The organism is Paenibacillus sp. V4I9 (assembly GCF_030817295.1).
Lineage (GTDB): Bacteria > Bacillota > Bacilli > Paenibacillales > NBRC-103111 > Paenibacillus_E.
In genome coordinates this window covers 3,853,236-3,875,029 of the sequence record NZ_JAUSZE010000001.1, presented here as the reverse complement: position 1 = coordinate 3,875,029, position 21,794 = coordinate 3,853,236, and the positions used below count along the sequence as shown (strand labels likewise).

General features: G+C 40.4%; 22 protein-coding genes and 1 pseudogene. 16 read left to right on the top strand and 7 right to left on the bottom strand.

Annotated features, from left to right (window positions below):
* Nucleotides 1–561: 561 nt before the first annotated feature.
* Complete coding sequence (locus tag QFZ81_RS18210) at nucleotides 562–1,596, bottom strand: YncE family protein (RefSeq protein ID WP_307603858.1); 1,035 nt, start codon at nucleotides 1,594–1,596, stop codon at nucleotides 562–564.
* Between the two features lie 407 nt (nucleotides 1,597–2,003).
* Between QFZ81_RS18210 and QFZ81_RS18205 the strand changes: the two genes are divergently transcribed.
* Entirely contained in the window at nucleotides 2,004–2,600 is a 597-nt protein-coding gene (locus QFZ81_RS18205) for a GNAT family N-acetyltransferase (protein WP_307603856.1), read from the top strand.
* 117 nt (nucleotides 2,601–2,717) lie between these two features.
* On the opposite strand, the gene QFZ81_RS18200 is transcribed toward QFZ81_RS18205, so the two are convergent.
* Entirely contained in the window at nucleotides 2,718–3,137 is a 420-nt protein-coding gene (locus QFZ81_RS18200; protein WP_307548019.1) for a hypothetical protein, read from the bottom strand.
* A gap of 193 nt (nucleotides 3,138–3,330) precedes the next feature.
* On the opposite strand from QFZ81_RS18200, the gene QFZ81_RS18195 reads away from it, so the two are divergent.
* Both QFZ81_RS18195 and QFZ81_RS18190 read left to right on the top strand, forming a co-directional pair.
* On the top strand, nucleotides 3,331–3,735 hold the full coding sequence (locus QFZ81_RS18195; RefSeq protein WP_307603854.1) for a nucleoside 2-deoxyribosyltransferase: 405 nt from the start codon (nucleotides 3,331–3,333) through the stop codon (nucleotides 3,733–3,735).
* Nucleotides 3,736–3,874: 139 nt separating this feature from the next.
* A complete protein-coding gene (locus tag QFZ81_RS18190) occupies nucleotides 3,875–4,408 on the top strand; it encodes a hypothetical protein (RefSeq protein ID WP_307603852.1) in 534 nt (177 codons plus the stop codon).
* A gap of 487 nt (nucleotides 4,409–4,895) precedes the next feature.
* Here the strand turns inward: QFZ81_RS18190 and QFZ81_RS18185 are convergent, their stop codons facing one another.
* Complete coding sequence (locus tag QFZ81_RS18185) at nucleotides 4,896–5,456, bottom strand: transposase (RefSeq protein ID WP_307603850.1); 561 nt, start codon at nucleotides 5,454–5,456, stop codon at nucleotides 4,896–4,898.
* A 412-nt stretch (nucleotides 5,457–5,868) separates the two neighbouring features.
* On the opposite strand from QFZ81_RS18185, the gene QFZ81_RS18180 reads away from it, so the two are divergent.
* From QFZ81_RS18180 to QFZ81_RS18170, 3 genes are all read left to right on the top strand, one after another.
* Nucleotides 5,869–6,168, top strand: a complete 300-nt coding sequence (locus QFZ81_RS18180; protein WP_307443661.1) for a hypothetical protein — start codon at nucleotides 5,869–5,871, stop codon at nucleotides 6,166–6,168.
* A complete protein-coding gene (locus QFZ81_RS18175) occupies nucleotides 6,146–6,715 on the top strand; it encodes a TetR/AcrR family transcriptional regulator (protein ID WP_307603848.1) in 570 nt (189 codons plus the stop codon). The genes QFZ81_RS18180 and QFZ81_RS18175 overlap by 23 nt, the downstream gene beginning before the upstream one ends.
* A gap of 349 nt (nucleotides 6,716–7,064) precedes the next feature.
* Nucleotides 7,065–7,823: an SDR family oxidoreductase gene (locus tag QFZ81_RS18170; protein ID WP_307443657.1), complete on the top strand. Its 759-nt coding sequence runs from the start codon at nucleotides 7,065–7,067 to the stop codon at nucleotides 7,821–7,823.
* Between the two features lie 157 nt (nucleotides 7,824–7,980).
* Here QFZ81_RS18170 and QFZ81_RS18165 read toward each other — a convergent pair whose 3' ends face one another.
* The gene (locus QFZ81_RS18165; RefSeq protein ID WP_307443654.1) at nucleotides 7,981–8,154 is read right to left on the bottom strand and encodes a hypothetical protein; all 174 of its coding nucleotides are present in this window, start codon (nucleotides 8,152–8,154) and stop codon (nucleotides 7,981–7,983) included.
* Between the two features lie 278 nt (nucleotides 8,155–8,432).
* Here QFZ81_RS18165 and QFZ81_RS18160 point away from each other — a divergent pair, with 278 nt between their 5' ends.
* The 10 genes and pseudogenes from QFZ81_RS18160 to QFZ81_RS18115 all read left to right on the top strand — a co-directional run bounded on the left by QFZ81_RS18160 (nucleotide 8,433) and on the right by QFZ81_RS18115 (nucleotide 17,288).
* Nucleotides 8,433–9,296, top strand: coding sequence for an alpha/beta fold hydrolase (locus tag QFZ81_RS18160; RefSeq protein WP_307443652.1), 864 nt, complete (start codon nucleotides 8,433–8,435; stop codon nucleotides 9,294–9,296).
* A gap of 616 nt (nucleotides 9,297–9,912) precedes the next feature.
* Nucleotides 9,913–10,308 carry a YhfM domain-containing protein gene (locus tag QFZ81_RS18155; protein WP_307603846.1) on the top strand — a complete coding sequence of 132 codons (396 nt, stop codon included), beginning with the start codon at nucleotides 9,913–9,915 and terminating at the stop codon, nucleotides 10,306–10,308.
* Between the two features lie 160 nt (nucleotides 10,309–10,468).
* The gene (locus QFZ81_RS18150; RefSeq protein ID WP_307603844.1) at nucleotides 10,469–10,984 is read left to right on the top strand and encodes a hypothetical protein; all 516 of its coding nucleotides are present in this window, start codon (nucleotides 10,469–10,471) and stop codon (nucleotides 10,982–10,984) included.
* Nucleotides 10,985–11,493: 509 nt separating this feature from the next.
* The gene (locus tag QFZ81_RS18145; RefSeq protein WP_307603842.1) at nucleotides 11,494–11,838 is read left to right on the top strand and encodes a hypothetical protein; all 345 of its coding nucleotides are present in this window, start codon (nucleotides 11,494–11,496) and stop codon (nucleotides 11,836–11,838) included.
* 199 nt (nucleotides 11,839–12,037) lie between these two features.
* Nucleotides 12,038–12,667, top strand: a complete 630-nt coding sequence (locus QFZ81_RS18140) for a hypothetical protein (protein ID WP_307603840.1) — start codon at nucleotides 12,038–12,040, stop codon at nucleotides 12,665–12,667.
* A 203-nt stretch (nucleotides 12,668–12,870) separates the two neighbouring features.
* Complete coding sequence (locus QFZ81_RS18135) at nucleotides 12,871–13,206, top strand: hypothetical protein (protein WP_307603838.1); 336 nt, start codon at nucleotides 12,871–12,873, stop codon at nucleotides 13,204–13,206.
* A gap of 220 nt (nucleotides 13,207–13,426) precedes the next feature.
* Nucleotides 13,427–13,840: pseudogene (locus tag QFZ81_RS18130) on the top strand (hypothetical protein); the annotation flags it as partial.
* A 294-nt stretch (nucleotides 13,841–14,134) separates the two neighbouring features.
* Complete coding sequence (locus tag QFZ81_RS18125; protein ID WP_307603836.1) at nucleotides 14,135–14,572, top strand: DUF3888 domain-containing protein; 438 nt, start codon at nucleotides 14,135–14,137, stop codon at nucleotides 14,570–14,572.
* 288 nt (nucleotides 14,573–14,860) lie between these two features.
* Nucleotides 14,861–16,153, top strand: coding sequence for a TolB family protein (locus tag QFZ81_RS18120; RefSeq protein ID WP_307603834.1), 1,293 nt, complete (start codon nucleotides 14,861–14,863; stop codon nucleotides 16,151–16,153).
* 445 nt (nucleotides 16,154–16,598) lie between these two features.
* The gene (locus QFZ81_RS18115; RefSeq protein WP_307603832.1) at nucleotides 16,599–17,288 is read left to right on the top strand and encodes a HEAT repeat domain-containing protein; all 690 of its coding nucleotides are present in this window, start codon (nucleotides 16,599–16,601) and stop codon (nucleotides 17,286–17,288) included.
* A gap of 1,043 nt (nucleotides 17,289–18,331) precedes the next feature.
* On the opposite strand, the gene QFZ81_RS18110 is transcribed toward QFZ81_RS18115, so the two are convergent.
* The 3 genes from QFZ81_RS18110 to QFZ81_RS18100 form a co-directional block, all read right to left on the bottom strand.
* Nucleotides 18,332–18,994: a TetR/AcrR family transcriptional regulator gene (locus QFZ81_RS18110; RefSeq protein ID WP_307603830.1), complete on the bottom strand. Its 663-nt coding sequence runs from the start codon at nucleotides 18,992–18,994 to the stop codon at nucleotides 18,332–18,334.
* A gap of 218 nt (nucleotides 18,995–19,212) precedes the next feature.
* Entirely contained in the window at nucleotides 19,213–20,013 is an 801-nt protein-coding gene (locus QFZ81_RS18105; RefSeq protein WP_307603828.1) for an SDR family NAD(P)-dependent oxidoreductase, read from the bottom strand.
* A gap of 61 nt (nucleotides 20,014–20,074) precedes the next feature.
* Nucleotides 20,075–21,475, bottom strand: a complete 1,401-nt coding sequence (locus QFZ81_RS18100) for an MFS transporter (protein ID WP_307544797.1) — start codon at nucleotides 21,473–21,475, stop codon at nucleotides 20,075–20,077.
* Between the last annotated feature and the right edge of the window lie 319 nt (nucleotides 21,476–21,794).

The window sequence follows — 21,794 nt, the reverse complement described above, 5'->3', positions numbered from 1 at the left end:
AAATGACAAGAACATATTGTAATGAACTAGAAAAATAGCTTAAAAGGGGACAGACAGAATGCTTGGAATAGGGTTCGCTGGATTTTATCTTGCATCTACATATAATTGGTAAAGTATTTCATTATTAATGAAAATTATATATAATTCGACAAACCTATACACTTGTCATTAAATTGATCTGTGTAGGTTGAGAGCAGGTCGGTAGCCTGTTGAGCTACAGGTGATTAAGATCTGGCGAGCAGCTTCCGGAAATCTCGCGCAGACAAGCGAGATACGTATTACTGTTTTCCGGAATTGGAGAAAGCCATTTTCTCGAGCTGTTCTGAAGTTAAAACGAAATAAGCAACTTGGATACTTCTTCCGAACTGATTTTCACTATTAGCATTGAAACCTCCCGATATTCTACATAAACAAGAACACCTAGTAACAAGCGGGTGTTCTTGTTTATTGTAAATTGACGGGGGAACTAAACTGATTTCCTGAAGAACTCCGTAGAATACAGAGTCAAGCCCCTTCAATTATGCAGAGTCATCAGTCAGGCGTTGTCAACTGCGAAGTTAATCAAGTGATTTTCACTAAATTTGTAAAAAACCTCTTTCCTTTTACTTCTTTATAAGAGTAATTCGAAGTGTCCATTTCTATGAACACTTCGGGAATTCTCGAACCATCAGAAACGCTGGATGAAAAAATAATTTTATCATCATGAAACAACATTTTGTCCGCAACATAGGGAATATTTATTTCTTCAAGCTTTTCAGTATCTAAATGATACACAGAAACTTTACCGCCCCACATAGGACTATCCCCATACGACATATGAAGTATAAATAATTTATTTTTGTGTTTTTGAATATTGATTGGAGATCTTAATACTTCAAACTTACTCACTATCGATAAGCTATCCTTCCGTATTTTGAATAGATACGTCTTGCCATCGGATGCAGTTTTTTCCAGCATAGCAGCGGCGGCCGAGTAAATAAAGTCTCCCTCTTCCACCAAAGATGTTAATCTCACACTATTTTCAATTTTTACGCTCGTAATATTGAAATTACTCAGATTGATTTTATAAATAGTACTATTTTGATTTTCATTAGGATTATCACTTGTTACATATAAATATTTGCTATCAAAGATTGCATCTGTTAAATATCCTTTTAAATCAATAGTTTTTTCTTCTTTATAAGTCTTCTTATCAATAAACACGATTTTCCCATCAAGTCCGGAATGCAAGTATATGATTGCATTCAAGTTAAATTGAGGTGGTCCTTCAACAATTTTGATGGGTCTGTTAATCGAATTTTTAATTGTGTGTATAATTTTATCACCTTTTATTAGTACGACTTTATCCGATTCCCCGCTTAACTTTTCGGCTTGAATTGGCACCCAAATAATATTCTGATCATCTTTTGTTATTGAATCGGCTATACCCTTAATGGTTAACAATCGTTTGTCCGGATCTGCTATAGAAGCTAACTGCATACCTTCTGGAGTTCTTAATAGCCCATATATTGCAGGATCCAACTCCCTATTACTACAACCATATAAAAAGAAAGAAAAGGATAATAGAATTATTATGATTATGTGAGTATATCTCATGGTTTGCTCCTTTCGAATAAGCCTAGTAAAATCAATCACCTGAAACTTTAACGTAAAATCAATCTAATTTCAAGTTACTGTAATCGTAATAACTAGGGAGCAGATTGCATCTGCAACTGCTCCCTGATTTTCATTGAAGTAACGGGCAGGATAACGTGGTAGATAAACAGAAAAATTATAGTAGAATTACCGTTGCCGAGGTGCCTTTGGTGAGGAGTCGGAAATGTGAAAGTATTAGATGTAAGGCAAATTAACAGCTTATTTATCGGTAAGATTACATCATTATAAAAAGACATTTACTGAAATTATTAACAAGTAAAACTGCACTTATATTTGATCTGCTATTTGCGGTGGTTTATACTTGGAGCAAGCTGTAGGTAAGCTAAACTAAAGGAGAGTAGATCGGGATGCAAACAAGTACCAATGGTACTTTGGAAGGCAAATCCATTCATCTTGTTCCAATGGAGGATAGTCACAAAACAGAGATATCTAATGTGTTGATGTCTCCTGAAATATGGGAATTTACATGGAGAACAATTACTACAATCGAAGAAATAGATCAAGTATTAACTAATGCATTAGATAATAAAAGCAAAGGTTCACAAATTCCTTTTACCATAGTTGAACGAGCTTCTGGAAGGATTATAGGAACAACACGTATTGGTGATATAGATTTGATCAATAGGAATGTCGAAATAGGATGGACGTGGCTGTCTCCCGATTTTTGGAGAACAAGTGTAAATACAGAATGTAAGTATCTGCTGCTTAAATATTGCTTTGAAGAACTGAAGGTTATCCGAGTGCAGTTTTCTGTTAGTGGCCAAAATTTAAGATCACAAAGAGCTGTTGAACGGATAGGGGCCAAAAAGGAAGGAGTTTTTCGCAATCACAGAATAAAATCGGACGGTTCAATTCATGACAATGTTTTTTATAGCATTATTGATTCAGAATGGCCAAATGTAAAAGAAAATCTCCACTACTTATTAGCTAATAAATATTCATAAATATAGTAGTAATTAGTAGAGGTAACTGCTTGATTCAACTAACGAGGAACGTTAGTAATAAAAAGTTCAACATGAAAAAATGAACCTTATGGAAAAATCCCCATAAGGTTCATTTTTTTAATATCCTCCACCGTACCCATTACCAGGATAGTAAGGATATGGATAAGGATAGGGCGGGTAATAGTATGGATACGGTGTTAAAAACGGAAGTAGGAATTGATACGGGAACCGCTGCCGGCGAAATCTTCGATATCTTCTTCGACCATATCCGTTTTGACCGTACCCATTCGTAAATTGGCGTTCATCGCCGTCTACATCTTCAGGAACCAACATAGTAATGCCTTCGTCATCCATACCATCGATAATCCCATCAAATTGCTGTCCACTAGTTGTTTGTGCGATTACATGATAATTCATGTACCTCTGACATAAGGACTTCATATCTCCACCAATAGGTGAGACATTTGTCATACCTGACTTGGAATTCATCATGGATGGGCTAACATCCATCATACCTGGGTTAGAAATTGGTAACACTTTATCCCTCCTTTAATATTATCGGGATATGATATTCGCCTACGGAGGAAAGTGTTAACGTTTAATTGGATCTAATTTGGAGGGTAAAACTTATAGGGAATTTTTAGGCTTGAAGCATGTTCGTGCCAACTTGAAATAAAGTACTTGTTAACCGAGGGACGGAGAACTATAGTTTAATGGATTGGGGAAAACAATGAAATTTTACATAGCATCCAGTCTCAGAAATGTAGGTAATGTTCGGGACGTTGCAGAGGTTTTAAAATCTCGTGGGTTTGCACAAACTTACGATTGGACAACGCACTCAAAGGTAGATTCAATATCGAAACTCCGAGAGATTGGCAATGAGGAAGTCGCAGGAGTTTTGGATGCAGATGTTGTAATTATAATGATGCCTGCAGGGAAAGGCAGCCATGTGGAGTTAGGAATTGCTCTAGGAACAAAAAAGAAAATATACTTATACTCCTCAACACATGAAATCAACGATATTGGTACGACAAGTACGTTTTATCATTTAGATGAAGTCGAACAGTGCATTGGTTCATTGGAGTACCTGATATCCACTATTTCTATGTCCCACACCCCTACATCATTGAACTAACACAAAACGATAGCTTCATAACAAGATCCAGCAGGCTGCCGGTGATAAATTCGGTGGCCTATTCCGCTCCCTCAGGATTGTTAAGATTGGATATAGAGGGCAAGACTTCTTATAAAGGAGTTTGAAAGGATGAACTAATGTGATAAAACATAACCGATTAATCTTATTGATTCTAGTCATCGTTATTGGTTTTGCAGTTTGGCAGAGTTATCAACTGAGTATGAAGCATAAGGCAGAAAAACTTCATATAGCCCATACGGCACTTCGTACTGCCAATTTTTTTCACACAATTCAGCAGTCTATTGAATCAATTAATAATAAAAATGAATGGGACAACATAAGAACAAGAGATTTCCTCCGTGTTTGGTTATCTTACACAAATGAGAGTATAATCAATACAAACTCAACATTGGGGGACTTCCAATCCCTTGTTTCTTTTAAGTCTAGACAGAATATGAATGATATCAGTTTTCAATATTCTGAATGGTGGACTAAGGTAGCAAACATACTTGATAAATCTAGTCCATTAACATCTGAAGATAAAACACATATTACCAAATTGAGCAAAATTGTTTCAAAAGTAGATGGTATCTATCCACATGATATAAATGATTGGGAAGGGATTTGGGTTGCTTTTTCAAGATTGAACGAAGAGTGGAAAAAACATGAATGACTAATCACAACCGTATTAAACTAACGAAGAACGATAGCTTCATAACAAAGATCAAACAGGCTGCCGAAGATAAACTCGGTGGCCTGTTGTGCTCCCTCAGAGAATAAGGATTTTCTCACGAATGCTCGCTCATTCGCAGGATTTCAATATGCTTGTTAAATAGGAGTTCAGGTGTTTGGGTAGTGTGGGGCAGGCCGTTCCGTTAGTGCGCATGCGGGAACAGAAGGTGCTGATGTATTTACAACATCTTCCATAAAAAAGTTATACTGCACGCTTCTCTCCACAAGGTCCTTGGGGATTCACTCTCCCAAATCTCGACGGGTCTATGCCCTCACATTCCTTCGTCCTATCTTTCCAAGGTGTGGAGTCCGATTAACGTTAACGGAACGGGTCTATGCCCTAAAGCTGAACAATCTCGGTACTCCGTGCTTTCTTTGTGAGATCCTACGAATGAGCCAATCTACGTGTCAGGGTTACGATTTACTTTTTATGCTGCTAATGGTAGCTGGGCCTTATCCATTGAAAATGTTTGCCCTTCTCTCGCCATGGCTACAAGCATCCGGGCCAGTTTCCCAATCAGCTTCATCATGGACTGCATTTTCGTCATTCGTTTCACTTCGGTATTATGAGCATGCAAGGCTTGAAACGCTTCATTGAAAGATAACAGGTGAAACACTGTAAAGTAGAGATGCTTACGCAGAAGTGAGTTGCCTCGTTTGGTGAGTTTGATTTGCCCCTTATACTTGCCTGAACTTCGTTCTGCTAAGTTCAATCCTGCCTTGCGTAATAACTGATTTCCGTGAGACAGCTTACGTAAGTCCCCGCCAAATGCCAAAATAGCAGCCGTTGCAGGAACAGAAGCACCCACAGATCGAACGAGATCTGAGCAAGGAATTTCAGGAAGTACCTTTTCAATCATCTCGTCCGCTTCATCAATGATTCCGCGAATTCTTTCATACTCTTCGATGAGGTGCGTTAACTCCCATTTGTCTTCTTCAAGGGCAGTAGTATCTCCCACGCTATGTCTAGCGAGTGATTGAAGTTCCATACCGTATGGGGAGCATATCGCGCGGCTGGCAGCTGTTCCTTTTTTGTTGAGCAAACGGAAGGGATAATTAGAGCATATAACCAATATCAGAAGGTGATAAAAAGGTGAACATAGATATAGAGTTTCTAACCCAAGTAATTAATGACTGGGATCCTGTTGGTCTTTTAGCAGGAGGTGCTATCAACGGTTCGGGAGCGGCAGGCATCGCCATCGCTAAGCTATTGCTTTTAATGGAAGGGGTCGACAAATGTCGGGGGACAAGAACATACAATCATTCGAATCCACGCACAGCGCTGCTTTTTTCATTTTATCGATGTAAGTTCTTGTCCTTGGGTCGGGACAAGAACTTACATCGTTTCCCGATTGAGGACAAGAACATGCATCTTTTGCCGCGTTCAGGGAAAACCATTAAATGCGTACCGGTCGAATGCCTGCGATTGCAGGCATTGAGGTTTATCATGTTGATCCAACCGGTAATGGATTTACAAACGAAACACTCTTTGTCGTCAATACCGGAAACCAAAAAGCTTTGAAGGAACTGTTAGTTGTTGGAGAGCCCCTATACATAAATGGCTTCAAACAATGGGGGGTCATCCGAAAATGGCAATTCAGTAATCCCTATGTGATGCAAAAATCTTTTCTTTACCGATCGTTCTCAATATGTTATATTGTTGTCGGGGGGAAATGGGATGGCCAGAAGCAAAGAGTTTGAAGAGAGCGCGGTATTGGAAAAAGCGATGAGGCTCTTTTGGGAACAGGGATACGAGAAGACATCCATGACCGATTTGGTCGAGAATATGGGAATCCATCGCAGAAGCTTGTATGACACTTTTGGCGACAAACATACGCTGTTTCTGAGAGCTTATAATCGTTATGTTGACAAAGTCAACGCCTCGATTACAGGAGGAGTTAAACGCTCCAAGTCTGCAGCGGAAGCTCTTAAGTTTATTTCTGACTTCATGATTAGCGAAGAAGAGGCCGGCTGTTTAATTGTGAATTCGGCGGTGGAATTGGCAGCGCGCGATGCCGATGTTGATACAAAGTCCACTGTATGTTTCACAGAAACAGAGCAGCTACTCAAGGAAATAATTGTTTGGGGGCAGCAGAACGGTGAATTCACCACTGATTATGATGCCGGGGAAATGGCGGAATATCTGCATAATGTACTGGTTGGCTTAAGGGCAATGGCAAGAACCTCGATTACCAAAGAAAAACTTCACCGTATTACCGATATATCGATAAAGCTTTTAGAAAAATGATTGCTTTATTGTATATTAATTATTTGCGCGTTTTGTAGAATGATCGTTCTTGAAATTTGACCGATTTAAAACCAGGAGGAACATGTCAATATCTAACATGATGCGAACTTTCAGCGGCCAAACATAAAGAAGCCGATTGGAGCAGGCCAAGTTGCCTACGCGATTTATCTGATCGCCGTGAGCAAGCAAGCTAGGCCCTACGCGATCTGGGAGTCTGATCAAATCGCAAATATTCAGTGACTATTCAGGTACCCTGCTCTTGGGCGCATCAATTCGATTATGGGAAATATTTTGGCGGCGTTATCGCAAACAATGAGGTAAACTAAATTAATTTTTGGAGGGTTTACAAATGAAGCTTACAGGAAACACGATTTTTATTACAGGCGGCGGTACGGGAATTGGACGTGGTCTAGCAGAAGCTTTACACAAACTTGGAAACAAAGTGATCATCTCCGGGCGGCGTAAAGAGCGTCTGGAGGAAACGATTAAAGCGAATCCCGGAATGTCCGCAGTGGAGCTGGATGTACAGGATCCTGACAGCATAAAGGCGGTCGCCAAGCAGTTAATCGAAGAATACCCGGATTTAAATGTCTTGTTTAACAACGCCGGCATTATGCAGCTCGATGACGCGGCGGGCGTGATCGACGAAGATGTTTTGGTTACGACTGTCACGACAAACTTGCTTGGGCCAATCCGAATGACGTCTGCGTTAATAGAGCATTTGAAGTCCAAGGAAGAAGCGGTTATCATCAACACGACTTCGATACTTGGATTCGTGCCGCTAGCGATGACCGCTGTATATTCGGCGACGAAAGCAGCGCTCCATTCCTACACGCTTTCTCAACGGTACATGCTTAAAGACACTTCGGTAAAAGTACTGGAAATGGCGCCGCCGGGGGTTCAAACGGATCTGATGGATCTCAACAATCCGCACGCGATGCCGCTTACGCAATTCATTGAAGCAACGATGAAGGTACTTGGTACGGATGCAGACGAGGTTCTGGTGGAAGAAGCGAAAATGCTTCGAAATAACCCGGGCCCGAACGAAGGAGCTTTTGTGACCCAGTTCAACGATATGATGTCTGGGTCAGGAGGACAAAATGAATGAATACGATTGAATTACAGCCTGTTGATGCGAGCGCATTCTAGGTGAACACCGTCAATTTTTCGAGTCGAAGGAAACGCGTTCCTGATCTTGCTCGGGCAAAGGCGTCCATGAAGCCACACCGCGTATGGACCAGGGCCAGCACATCATTGAGCGCGACTTAGAGCAGGTGCTCAAACAGCGCGTGGTTGATGGGATCGCGCGCTTTGGAGGTCTGGAGCGTCCAGCGCCGCGTGGTGCCATGTTGGGTGATCTGCACTATCGTTTGGGCATTCACCTGGCTGAGTGACCTATCACGGGCGAAGAGGTCTTGGAGAAAGGTGACGGCCTGCATGAGCGCGCTCTGCCCCTGACTGGCAGTCAGGCTCACTCCGCGGAGTAACGGGCGCAGGCGCCTTTTGAAGCGCCGGGCCAACGTATCAATGTGCTACCAGAAGAAAGCTGTCTCGTCACAGCCAACGCCGGTCGCCATGTAGGTGGCGGTGTCGATCAGCCGCTCACGCTCCAACACAAAGGTGCGCTCCTGGAGGGTCGCAAAGGGCAACCTCGAGGCCAGAGCGCATTGGCTGACAAACACGGCACTTACCAAGCACAATCGAGGAGGAAACTGCAATGAGTGAATCAAGTCAAAACCGGGAGACACCCTCGGCCGATCCCAGGTATCTCAGGATTTCCGACAGGATCAGCCTCCGGTATCAAGAGTCGGGCGATGGCCCCCCTCTGGTTCTCCTTCACACAATCCGCACCCAGCTTGAGTATTTCCGAGCGCTAGTGCCGCTTCTTGCGAAGAAGTACACCGTCTACGCCGTGGATCTTCCAGGCCATGGCTTTTCTTCGGTCGACACAGCAGCCCAGTATGATGAGCCATACCTTCGCAAGGGCGTCATCGACTTCCTGATGGCCCTGGACCTGCGTGAGGTAACCTTGGTTGGCGAATCCATTGGTGCTGTGTTAGCCCTAACGGTGGCATCTGTTATCCCTGACCGTATCAAGGCCGTATACGCGTTCAATACCTACGATTACGAGACGCGATACGGCGATGGCATGCGGCGCGGCAACTGGTTTGCGAACCTGATTATTGGCAGCCTGCAATTCCCTGTAGTCGGAGCGATCGGTGCCTCTCTCGCGAACTCATGGATCATCGGCAAAATCATGGCTGGCGGCTATGCGGACCCACGTAAGATGCCCGCCGATCTAATCGCCACCTTCTATAGAGCGGGCCGAAATCCCAACTTTCACTACGCTGAACGAAAGGTGCTGGCCTCATGGCGCTCTTGGAGCAAGGCGCGTGAGTGCTATCCGGGGGTGAAAGCGGCTGTAACGCTCGTCTACGGCGACAGGGACTGGTCACGAGTCCCCGAACGAAATCGCACTAAGGACCTGCTGAAGAGTTCACGCATGGTTACGCTTCAGAACACCGGTCATTTCTCGTCGGTCGAGAACCCGACGGAAGTCGCGCGCATTGTGTTGTCGTAGTTGAGGTGTGGCTCAGAAGCCGTGCTTTTAAGTTTAAATGGACTCCATTCGGAGTATCTTGCGGTCAAGAGTGTCCGGTGATCAAGTCCCAGTCATAAACGCCGCCTAACAAGGGCATGCAGTTGACCGCTGAGGCGCGCGAGATCGCGCTAATGAATTACGTTGATCATTATGTATCAAGACTAAGGTTTTAGAAATAAACGTTGCCAGGATGATTGATGGCAACGTTTTTAATTTTCTTAGAAAAAGCGTAAAAGAGGCGACCGATTGGTTAACGATATATGTTCTTGTCCTTTAACGCAGGTCGGGTGACAAGAACATATAAGCTTAAAAGTCGCGTAGTTGCGGCTTTTTTTGTTTTAACGATATATGTTCTTGTCAAAAGCCAATGACAAGAACATATATCGTTTGCCGAATGATGACAAGAACTTGTATTGTTATGCGCAACTGAAAACCTTTATCAACAACAGGTTAAATTAGATGAATTTAAAACGTAAGCTGGAAAGGGGCAACGATTGAGCTAACGGGCAGACTAGTTTAACAATTTCCCGAAAAAGCTTTTGTAACTTTTAGCTAATAGATTTCGTTCATATATTAATACAGGAGGTGGGATTTAATGGGTAGATCGATTTTAATTTTGATCTTTTCAATGATGCTTATATGTGTAGGCTGCCAAAGCAAACAGCAGATAAACAATGACAAGTTGGTAGTTCTCAAACGCTCTGGAACAGAAAACAAACACGAAAAACACAAAGAGGTTACAGATAAGAATACAGTTCTAGCCATCAAATCAGTGTTAAAAAAAGGGGATTGGAAAAAATCGAAGATTAGCATGACTATACCGCCCGATTATAAAATTTATTTCGAACCTACTGATGGTAGTGAAGCATTATCTGTTTGGTATGATGTTTGGTTTACGAATGAATTCGCGGAAGTTTATATTGAGGCTCAAAATTTGTACATAAAGCTTTCAGTAGAAGATTCTTTTGCACTCCGTGACGTAATTCAATAACTGGAGGAATTAAGCTAACGGCGAACGATAGTACAACAATCAACAGGCTGCCTGCAAATCGGCAGCCTTTTCTCAGCTAATTGGCAGAATTCGTGAGATGGTTAGTTGTAAGCCTTAATGGAAATATTACGTTTATACGCCCATTGATTGGAGTGCAACTATGAGAAGAACTGGAATAAGTGTAGTGATAGTAATTTGTCTAACATTCTTAAATCCATTGCTACCTCAGTTAAACGCTAAAATGTCTGTCATCTCTCCAGAAGATATGATTGGGAAATCAGACCACATAGTGGTTGGAATTATTAAGAACTGGGATTACACAGAAAATCACAGGGAGGTTACAATCTCAATTGATACTGTTTTAAAAGGAGATATAAATCAGAACCAAATTGTCTTGAAGCGAGACATTGATGCAATGCATAGATGGGTAACATTCGATTTTCCTAAAGAGGGAGACAAGGTAATGGTCTTGTTAAGAAATACCACGAATGGTTATTCCCCTACTTATGCTAATAGTGTTTGTATCATCAAAAATAACAGAGTTTATTTATTTGAAGGTATGGGATTTGGGAGTAATAATATGCATTGGCTGCCTAATGATTATGAGAAAACCTATCAAGCCTTTTATGAAAATGCGCTATCTTTGCGATTAAACAAACGCAGAACGATAGCCTAGGACAACGGGCTAACAACTTAAAGTTTTTTAGAAGGGACGAGGAAAAAATTAGAAAAAAATTTTCCACTGAAAAAGCAGAGTGGTCAGATACAAGAGAAAAACAGTATCGACAGGATTGTTTAGATATTGTATTTCAGTTCGGTGATACCCTAAAAAATATAGATGATAAAGTGTTTATAATAAGGAACGATAAACAAATCGAGATATTGAAACCAAATAAACAAAAAACATTCTGGTATGAAACTTGGTTAAATATAAAGGATTTCTACGGAGTATAAGCAATTATTGCTGCATGTACTGCTACGCTAACGGAGAACGATAGTTCAATCAATAAAACAAGAAGGCAGCCGGGCAGTTGATCGGCTGTCTTTTCTCAACCGAGGGACGGGCAGTAGAGCGTGGTGGTAGCCAGCTGTTTATGTTTAACTATTAGGTATGTTCCAGCAACAAATATACGCATAAACGCGTAATATATATGGGTATTATTGTAAAGAAAGGGGTTTTGAGTGATGAGTAAAATACATATTGATAAATTTGCTTCATATTTTGGATTTATTGCTTCGGCTATTACAATTGTCTTGTTTATTGTTATTAGAATTCAAAATGGGTCAGAGGACATAGGAGGACTTGCGGCACTATTGATTCCTGCGGGCTTACTGTCAATAATCTCATCAGTTACTCAAAAGGCAATTTTTATGTACATTAGTCTGCTTCTGAGTTTACCTCTTGTTTCTTTATGGCAGCCAAACATGGGAAGTATAGGTCTTCTTGCGATAATTCCAATGTTTATTTTACTTGCAGCAATATTAATGACTTATGTATTTATTCGAAACAGAATTCTAAAACCACGATAAATACCTTTTTTCGTTAAACTAATGGTGAACGATAGCACAATAAACAGGGAGCAGTTTGCCGCGGCAGCTGCTCCCTGTTTTCATTCAAGTAACGGGAAGAATACTTTCAATAAATTCCCACACGGATAAACAAAGGATTTTCTATTTTCCAACCGAATAGTGATAACAAAATTACAACTAAGAATAGGGGCATCATTGCATGAAAGTAAAATTTGGAATACTTTTTTTTGTAATTCTAATTACTCTATCAGTATACATTGCTAATCCAATGAAAATACAACCACCTCAAACCAATGCGCTACAAGATTCATCGCCTGCAACTAATCAAGAAATAACTAATAATATAAAGAACGATTTTGATCTAAAGCTTTATTCGGACAAAGAGACATATAAATCAAACGAACCGATTAAAGTTTTTGCAAATTTTAAATATATCGGAAACCAAGAAGAGGTAGTGATTTCACACGGTAGTGACTATATAACTTTTAGCATTAAACAATTGGATGGATGGTTTGAATGGTTTGGGGGTGATACTTTAATGCCTCACATTTCTCAATTAAAGAAGGGGATTAATTATCGGAAAGAATATGTAAAATCAGGAGGTTACTCTACTGATGATCCTAATCGTGCTTTTTATGAAAAGTTTAATAAAGAAAAAGATTTACTACTTCCAAAAGGCACTTACAAAATAACAGCTAATGTTAGCTTTAACTTAGCTGATCAATTAAAAGTGGATAACAAGGATAGTAACGACGTACTAGGTTATGGTATTAAATCAGGCACGGATACTTTTATCCAATCTGAATTAACAATTAATGTGCTGGATTAAATTACGACTGCCTTTAGTATCAATCACGGTTCATAACAAAAAAAATTGATCATTGCGCTAACGGGAGAACGATAGCGTTCAATAAACTTCGAAAAACAGCAGCCGGCATAAAGGCTGTTTTTTTAACAACTTTTTCTTTTGGATTTTGGAACGCTATATGTCATTATATAGTCATTAGTTCAATACAAGAGGTGGAAAATAACTTGGAGAACAGACTAACTCCTAAGCAACAAAAACGACTTCAAGAACGTAAAATTCTTGACGAGTATCACAAATTGGTAACTGAACAAGCTCTGGAACCTTTGTATCAATCTATTTTGGAATGGAAATCAGGGACATTGCCATATTTCGAACTAACTGAACTAATTCATCTATTCCATAAGAAAAACCAGGAGATCTATAAGGACTTTACTTATACAGATGATAAAAATCTCCTTCTAGTTGCAAAAATGAAATTGGGCCGTTTATCCGAGGATGATATTAAAGAAAATAAACGACTTTTAGAGTTTTGGGGATATGAGGAAAGTACCTCTAATTAATATGCAGTTCTGTATGGCACTGGCGGAAAAACGAAGCATTACATGGAGCAGATGGTGAGGATAAGTTCTCTTGTGTTCATTGAACTATTGGGTAGGTTAACAAAACCCAAGAACGATAGTTCGTGGTAATATTTCTCGATGGAACGTACAACTCTCACAGTGTAGTTGACCACGATGAAACGTATATAAAAAAAATGTCTTGTTTTCAAGGAGGTAAAACATGAATTACATTTCACCGAAAGAAGCGATGTTAAAGGTGAAAAGGTGGCCTAAAGATACCATAGCGGCGGGTCGTCGTCATACCGTTGGCCTTAAATCTGACGGCACGGTGACGGCTGTGGGAGATAATAAATATGGCCAATGTGATGTGAGCGGCTGGCACGATATTGTGGCGGTCGCGGCTGGTAATGTTCATATGGCGATGAACACGGGTAATGCTCATACAATCGGTCTTAAATCTGACAGTACTGTGGCGGCTGTGGGTTGGAATGAGTATGGCCAATGTAATGTAAGTGATTGGCGCGATATTGTGGCGATTGCGGCGGGTTGTGCCCATACCGTAGGGCTTAAGTCGGACGGCACGGTGGTTGCTGCGGGAGATAATGAATATGACCAATGCGATGTAAGCGGCTGGTGCGGCATCCAACTGCCCGGAAATTAGTTTTCAATATTAATAATAAAATACAAAGCAACTTAGGAGATGAGAGCTCAATAAACAACACCACGAAGCTGCCGCAGATCGGTGGCATCTTTGCGCTAACGGAAAACGATAGTTCCATAACCAACACGACGGTAGCCGGCACACGATTGGCTGCCGTTGTCCGAGGGAAGTAACGGGCAGATTACGCCACTGAATACTCTTCCCTTACCTGGACAGATTAAGTTGTGATTGGTGGATTGGATTTAGGTATAGGAAGGGGGAATTATCTTGAAGGTTTTAATTTGCTTTGTGATCCTACTTTCAATGGTCGGAACACAAACCACTTTTTGTACTGCAGTTGGTGAGAAGCCAATTGAGGACTCGAGGGAGCTGCAATTTCAAGATATGCTGGTGTTGCTTTTACTACCGCAAATGCGAGAGAAGCTTGCTGAAGTATATTCAGATGTACTTTCAGCACCGGGATCACCAGATATTTATCCTTATTTTGTTGATGTGACGCACACCGAAAGGTTAAATGGTTTCCGTGGTTTTGATTTTTTAATTACACTTGATGCGCGCCCAACAGTTGGCCCTCATATCCCAATCGGTGAAGATGTCTTTACATATAGGATCTCGGCTGCTGGGGTCGAACTGAAAAATTTTGAACATCTTAGAGGACCGAATAAGGACGACTTTCCCCCCAATTACCAAGATCTATTGAAGTAACGGAAACGATAGTGAAATGATAACAACAGGAGCAGGCGCGGAAGCGACCTGCTCTTGTTCGTTGAAGTAAACGGGCAGTAGAACGGAACAGATGCAGGTTGCGATTCCTTCATACGCTATTTTTCTTTGGTATGATACTTTTTCCCCTTGTTGCAACAAATCAGAACTCATTACGTCTAATATATGTAAATATATGGGTTTCGAAGATCCCGTATTTAAGAAACTTAGCATCCGATGATCGTTAGCCATTATCAGCTCGAACTAAATGTAATGAAAGGAAGTTTGCTTATGAAAAGTTTGAATTATTTACTTGTCTGTGTTTTATTATGCATCACTCTAACCGGATGCGATTCTAAACAGGGCAACGAAAATACGGCTCTCCCTTCACCCATTATTACACCGGTTCCCAGTACTGAACTAACTTCGATACCAACAAATTCCGTTGAACCTCTTCACCCTTGGACATGGAAAAAGATAGGGAAGGGTGATCTTAATGTTTTTCACACCAAAGATGGAATCATTCTATATCCAGAACCGATCACCTATATTGGATTAAAAGGACATTATGGAAAGGATTTTACCTTGGGGACGACTACCGCCTATTTTATGCGGGATTCTGACCAACAATTTTCAAGCCCCGAGATACTCGAAATAGCGATGAAACCCTTAGCTATGGGCACGGGTTTTACGGTAAAGAATCAACTGTTTCCAGCAGATGGAATGTCGATGAAAATGGCAAGTGGAGGTCTGGTTAGAAGTGATGGAGATCAAAAAAACTTATGGCTCTTATCGGAGGACGGCAATTCAGCAAATCCCATTTTAAGCACTAAAGGCTATGATGAACTGAACATTAAGGTCAAAACGGACAAAGCCAACTCCGGGGAAAGCAAATATAGTTTGAACTGGGGTTCGGATCCGCATCCGATGGCGAACGGGATGAAAATCGCATTTGTATCCAATAGAAATGGAATTCTCTCGGTAAAAAGAGGGCAAAGCGTCTATATTGTAAATAAAGATGGTAGTAATGAAAAATTACTCATTGATTCTCAAAAGTACGGCAACCTGACGATTGTAGGTACTGCAAAAGATTTAGTCGCTGCCGAAACCGATAAACATTCTCTAATTATTGTAAACACTACAAGTGGAGAAGTTAAAGAGTTGCCGGTAAACGGTTCGTCAATCGCTATATCTCCTGATGGGGCAAAGGTCCTTTTTAGAAAGGTAGTGGAAGCTTCCGTTCAAAAAGATTTATGGTTGTTAAACGTGGAAAATGGCAAGGAAACGATGGTCGCTGGCTTTCCGCAAGGTTACTTTTTCAATACAGCGGGTGAATGGTCTCCGGATGGGGCAAAGTATGCGTTTTACGGCAATGGCATAGAGGTTATAGATAAAACAAAAGGCTATAGGGACAATAACATACTGCTTATCATAGATTCCGCCTCATCAACTATGAGTTCATACGGAAAACCAGAAGGCACAGCCAACATATATCCGCTTGGGACAAATCACTGGATCGACGCCATGCATGTGCTCGTTTATCTAGACGATGACACGACTTGGATCGCAAAAATAAGAGAATGAATTAGAGGCTGTTTTTGAGATGATATGTTAGGCAGGAATGTGAAAACAGATATAATAGAGAAAAAATTAAAAATTACCCAAATTTAACGGATACTATAGTTGAACAAAACAAGGAGCAGATCTGCTGGTGCAGCTGATTCTTGTTTTTATTGAGGGACGGGCAGTTTAATGCAACTTTGTATATGGTGGAACCGATGGTCCACCATCGGTTTGTTTCAGGAAAAAGTCCATTCCGCAAGGGATGACTTGAAAGCGATAGTCGTTCAACTAACGGGAGACTATAGTTGAACAGATCCAGGGAGCAGATTGCCGCGGCAGCTGCTCCTTTTTTTCATTAAGCTAAAGGGCAGGATAGTTTAATCGGATCACGAATATGTAAAGGTGTTTACGAAGTTCGCAAATATGAAGTTATCTGAAAGAACCGTAAAGCGAAAGAAGTGATTAGATGACATGGAATATCATTAATTTCCTCAAAATTTTCTCAAATAATAGAAGAAAAGAAAAATACATCATTAATCTAATTAATAGAATGTCTACAGTTGATAATGCTAAGAGTTCAGATGATTCAGTTAGTTTTAGAGCACATCGAGAAGCCGAATTAATAAATGATAAAGAAATGATACCGATAGTAATTGATCTTATTAATAACCCGAATAGGTCTCAGGATACTTTAACCAGGAGAGATGCATACTTCATTCTTTCAAAGTTGCTATTAAAACATGAGAATCTAGAAGCACTTCGATTCCTTATAAATCAAGTCAAAATTGAATCAGATAGATATGTAATCAGTAGCTTGTTAGATCGGATTTCGGAACTAGAGAAACCTGAAACTGTAGACATAGAACCAATTGTTCAATACATACAAAATCAAAACAGGACAATTCGGCATTCTGCAATCGGTGCACTTAAAAAATCTAGAAATCCAGAAGCTAGAAAAGTGATTGTAGACATTTTATTAAGATACAAAGAAGATATAAAAAAGAATAAATATGATATTATTTACGCCGTTTCTACGTTATCTTACATAGGCAATAAAGATGACTTAGATTTATTAGGAGAGTTATCAGTAAGTAAGATTCGGGATATAAGAGATTCATCCATCTTTGCAATAGAGAGTATAACTAAACGACAATAATTGGATGTGTTGAATGATATTCCGAAGAAGTCGGTTCCTTCAGATAACACCATATTCACGCTTCGGGTCATTCGCCTCTTGTTCCGTCCGAAGTTCATTACGCTAACGAGAAACGATAGTTCAATCACGACATGACGGCAGCCGGCGCACGATCGGCTGCCGTTGTCTGTTGAAATAACGAGCAGGATTGTGAAACTTTAATTAATTTGTTTACGTCTAAACAGAATGGCATTTAAACAGGATATTCGATCAAAGTTAAGGGGATGGTTACTATTAGTAACAGTATTGTAATAGCTTTTCCGATTCATTTTATGGCATGGGTTATCATTATTTGTTCGTTAGCGTTCGAGCCATTTAGTTGGTTTTTAATTCCCAATGTAAATAACACTCCAGCGTTCATCACCGTTTCAAAATGGTTAGTACAGTCTCTCATTGTTACTAACTTATTTGGTTATTCCGTATATAAATTACGCACTAGTTCTAAACTATCCAAAACTGATTGGAGCGTTATTTCTGTACATATTGTTTTCTCAATTATTCATATTGTAGTTGTCAGTGCACTTATTATTATGGTGGCGGGTTTTGAAGATTTATAGTGGCTGGTATTCAACTAACGAGGAACGAGAGTTCAATTAACCGCCTTTATCAAGAGGCAGTTTTTCGTTTTGTTGAAAATCTAATCTATAGAATAACAAAACCTTGATTTTAAAGGTAGGTTTCGATCCGCTAAACAATAAATTCCTCAATGATAAATTACAATAAAGTATTGTCCTCTAACACCTTATCTTTAAAGGGATTTTCATCGATATGAATCATTCAAAATTACAATAAAGTTTTGTTCTTAATTGCATTTTCGTTTTGACCTTCATCTCGTTGTTTGTCCATTACATTAAAGTTTTGTTCCCAAGGTAGTTGACTATGCGTTAGCAGTACTATTCATAGGCACCTGCGGGGCTAGCTACATGAGAGAAAGCCGAGCACATGTCGGGTAATAACTCGGCATCTACTCAGCTTCGGTTCTCTATAGAGTCAAACATGAATTGTTACAATGTCCTATTAAACTTTTCAACAATGTGGTCTATGATAGGAATGATGTTGGAGTCATCGATGACCGACATCTTTTCAGGTTTGAATAATTGAAACTTTTTAAATTGATAATAGTCGTGTAAAACTTGCTGAATAGACATTTGATTATAAACCAAGTACTTAATATTAATAATCTCACGAAGCAACAAATCGTCTTGGAGGATAATGAATTTCTCATTAATTGGGTTGAAGATCCCTTTATCTTTTCCAAATTGATAGAAATTCTGAGCTTGCTGTTCGCGTTTATTTAAAGTGCTCTTTAACAAATCAAACAAATCGGGGAATGCGGATTGAAGGTCTTTTAGAAATACATCCGTTATTTTTCCCACAAGAGACACGGATTGTTCAAACATTTGCTGGAACCAAATGCCAAAAAATTTGTCATCGTTGTCTAACGCAGGGTCTTCAAGTTTATTTATATAATCAACAAATACGCGAACAACGCCTTTGATAACATCTTCCTTAGAAGAAAAATGTTTGTACATCGTAGCTCTGCTAATATCCATATGTTTTGCAATATCATCCATCCTTAAACTTTGAAAACCATCCTTCATGACAGATGATATCAGCTTTTTAAGCAGCTGTACTTTCGTTTCGTCCAGCTGAATCCCGGTAGTCAATGATGTTCCTCCTTTCGAGCAAGCTATCCTTTTATTATACATGAAATTACCAACTCTATAAACATTGAAAGCAAAATAGATGTTTTTCACTGATTTTGTATATATTGCCCGAGCTTGGGTTTGACGGTTTCCAGCAAATGGGGGTGTCCCATAAGTCCATTACAATGACTTTAGGACGCCCCCTTTTCATTTCAGATACAATAGCAACCTTCGCTTTTTTAGAAAGCCCCCTTAATAAAACCTCCATCAACACGTATCGTGGCACCACTTATATATTGGGCATAATTACTGCATAAATAGACAACAGCAGCCGCAATCTCATCTGGATAGCCAAACCGTCCTTGGTCATTCGGTATTAAAGAATTCACTGCATTGGGTTGAATCTCTTCCCATGTTTCGCCCCAGCCCCTGGATGGACCAATGCTTTCGACTAATTCCTTAACCGCGTCTACCAGTATCGCTCCGGGTGAGACAACATTCGATGTGATACCAGTATTTTTAAGCTCACGAGCTAACGACACCGCAAGATTATGGCGCGCTGCGAGTGTTGCATTGTACTGCGGATGGGTGTTCATCGGTTGAAGCGCTAGACCTCCACCAATTGTAATAATTCGTCCCCAGTTCAGATCACGCATCTGAGGGACAAGCCTTTGAATCATACGAACTCCTGATACCACATTGACATTATAGGTTTCAGACCATTCATCTGCGGTTGCATCCGTCCAGGAAAGATGGCGATAGAAGCCGGCATTATTGACCAGTATGTGCACAGGGCCGTCGGCTAAAGCTGCTTTTGCTACTGCATCTGCACCGGCGTCTGTAGTGAGTTCGCCAAGTGCCGGTAATGCTGAACCTCCATCTGCGCGAATGGCTTCAACAACTGCATGGGTACGAGCTTCATCTCTTCCGTGTACAATGACACTTGCACCTTCTGCTGCCAGCATCTTCGCCATAGCAATACCCAACCCACTGCTGGAACCAGTAACTAATGCGCGTTTCCCTTTTAATTCTAATTGCATATATATCATTCTCCTCTAGATAATATTGTTGGTGTTTTTCTTGTTTAACACTAGTAATGATTTATGCCGGCATCTTGTGTAGCTCCGGGTTGCGACTTCGGAGAAGCAACAGGATAGTTACCGCTGCTAATGAAGCAACAAAGAGGAATGCTGATCCTGTAATCGTTGCTGAAATGGCGTTTGCGAACTCAATTTTTGAAGCATTGCCTGAAGAATTGTATGCTCCAAAGACTGTAGCCAAAATAGCTAACCCCACAGATCCACCGATTTGATGGGCTACATTAACAATTCCAGATGCTGCTCCAGCATCACCTGGTTCAACTTTAGACAGACCTAGTGTAGTAAATGGAATGAAAACAATTCCTGCTCCAATTCCTAATATAACCATTGGAATTAAGATACCTATATAAAAGTTTGTCTCGAGAGAGATTCTGCTTAACCAGCTCATACCTACGATAGCGACGAATATTCCTGAAATTAATAGTTTTGACGTACCAAATTTGGCTAACAATTTCGGCACGACATACATCATCGCAAACTGAACTGCTGTCATAGGAACGAATGCCAAGCCGGCTTGAAATGAATTAAACCCACACACAATCTGTAAAAACTGCGAAAGGAAATATATCATTGAAAACATGCCACCAACGAAAAGGAACCTCCCTAAATAGCCAGCGGTTCGTTCACGATTAATAAATAAACGTAACGGCGTGATTGGTTGTTTTGCACGTGACTCAATAAATACAAAACTTATCACTAAGACGATACCAATCATCAGGGAAATGATGGTCACTAGGTTTCCCCATCCCTTATCTGCTGCTTGAATGAACCCGTAAACCAATGCCGTCATCCCAACAACAGAAGTAAATGCACCAACGAAATCAAATCGACCTGATACCTTCTCTGTATGAGGTAAATATTTTGGCGCTAACAAGAGTAATATCATTCCAATCGGAACATTGATAAACATACCTACACGCCAAGAAATCAAATCCGTTAGAAGACCGCCAAGCACAAGTCCCACACTTCCCCCAATTCCAGAAATTGCGCTATATAGTGCGATGGCCTTTGCTCTTTCTTTTTGTTCAACAAAGATTACTGATAGTAATGCCAATGTAGATGGTGTTGCTAATGCTGCAGCTACTCCTTGAAGGGAACGAGAAATTAATAGGAATTCGGTGGAATTGGCTAGTCCAACAAGCAAAGACGCAACCGAAAACAACGCTATCCCAATCATAAAAACGTTCTTTCTGCCAAATATATCCCCTGCTCTTGCCCCCAAAAGTAACAGACCACCAAATGCCAAGATATAAGCATTTTGGACCCAAGTTAAAGTCGTAGTCGAAAGCTGTAAGGTGCGTCCGATTTCAGGTAAGGCTGTAATCATGATGGATGCATCCAAAACAATCATGAGCTGACATGCAATTATGGTTAACAATGCTACGCTTTTTGAGCTTTTCAAGAAACACACTCCTCTCACAATGAACTGAGAAATTTTTTTACTTTATTGGTCTGCTCTCTTTTATTTATTATTCGCTTCCTTCCTGAGCACAGCTTTATCATAACACCGTTTAAATACTTTGTAAACAATATATGTTCATTTTGTCTATAATGTTTACCTGTCGTAGAATGTTCCTGCTGAACGGATCGCTAATGAGACGCGCGGACGGTCTGCGATACGTATGGATTATACCCGGCTGCATCGGGTCAGCTGGCTGATTGCTACCTATAGAGAGGATTTTTCCATGGAGTTGAGCGGGACCAAACTAGGGTATGTGCAA

Excerpts from the sequence above, each read along its gene's own strand:
- QFZ81_RS18165 (WP_307443654.1), bottom strand. The coding sequence starts at position 8,154 with ATGCAGGCCGTCACCTTTCTCCAAGACCTCTTCGCCCGTGATAGGTCA.
- QFZ81_RS18150 (WP_307603844.1), top strand. The coding sequence starts at position 10,469 with ATGAGAAGAACTGGAATAAGTGTAGTGATAGTAATTTGTCTAACATTC.
- QFZ81_RS18205 (WP_307603856.1), top strand. The coding sequence starts at position 2,004 with ATGCAAACAAGTACCAATGGTACTTTGGAAGGCAAATCCATTCATCTT.
- QFZ81_RS18115 (WP_307603832.1), top strand. The coding sequence starts at position 16,599 with ATGACATGGAATATCATTAATTTCCTCAAAATTTTCTCAAATAATAGA.
- QFZ81_RS18120 (WP_307603834.1), top strand. The coding sequence starts at position 14,861 with ATGAAAAGTTTGAATTATTTACTTGTCTGTGTTTTATTATGCATCACT.
- QFZ81_RS18140 (WP_307603840.1), top strand. The coding sequence starts at position 12,038 with ATGAAAGTAAAATTTGGAATACTTTTTTTTGTAATTCTAATTACTCTA.
- QFZ81_RS18180 (WP_307443661.1), top strand. The coding sequence starts at position 5,869 with ATGCGTACCGGTCGAATGCCTGCGATTGCAGGCATTGAGGTTTATCAT.
- QFZ81_RS18185 (WP_307603850.1), bottom strand. The coding sequence starts at position 5,456 with ATGGAACTTCAATCACTCGCTAGACATAGCGTGGGAGATACTACTGCC.
- QFZ81_RS18160 (WP_307443652.1), top strand. The coding sequence starts at position 8,433 with ATGAGTGAATCAAGTCAAAACCGGGAGACACCCTCGGCCGATCCCAGG.
- QFZ81_RS18105 (WP_307603828.1), bottom strand. The coding sequence starts at position 20,013 with ATGCAATTAGAATTAAAAGGGAAACGCGCATTAGTTACTGGTTCCAGC.
- QFZ81_RS18195 (WP_307603854.1), top strand. The coding sequence starts at position 3,331 with ATGAAATTTTACATAGCATCCAGTCTCAGAAATGTAGGTAATGTTCGG.
- QFZ81_RS18145 (WP_307603842.1), top strand. The coding sequence starts at position 11,494 with ATGAGTAAAATACATATTGATAAATTTGCTTCATATTTTGGATTTATT.
- QFZ81_RS18175 (WP_307603848.1), top strand. The coding sequence starts at position 6,146 with ATGGCCAGAAGCAAAGAGTTTGAAGAGAGCGCGGTATTGGAAAAAGCG.
- QFZ81_RS18155 (WP_307603846.1), top strand. The coding sequence starts at position 9,913 with ATGGGTAGATCGATTTTAATTTTGATCTTTTCAATGATGCTTATATGT.
- QFZ81_RS18170 (WP_307443657.1), top strand. The coding sequence starts at position 7,065 with ATGAAGCTTACAGGAAACACGATTTTTATTACAGGCGGCGGTACGGGA.
- QFZ81_RS18210 (WP_307603858.1), bottom strand. The coding sequence starts at position 1,596 with ATGAGATATACTCACATAATCATAATAATTCTATTATCCTTTTCTTTC.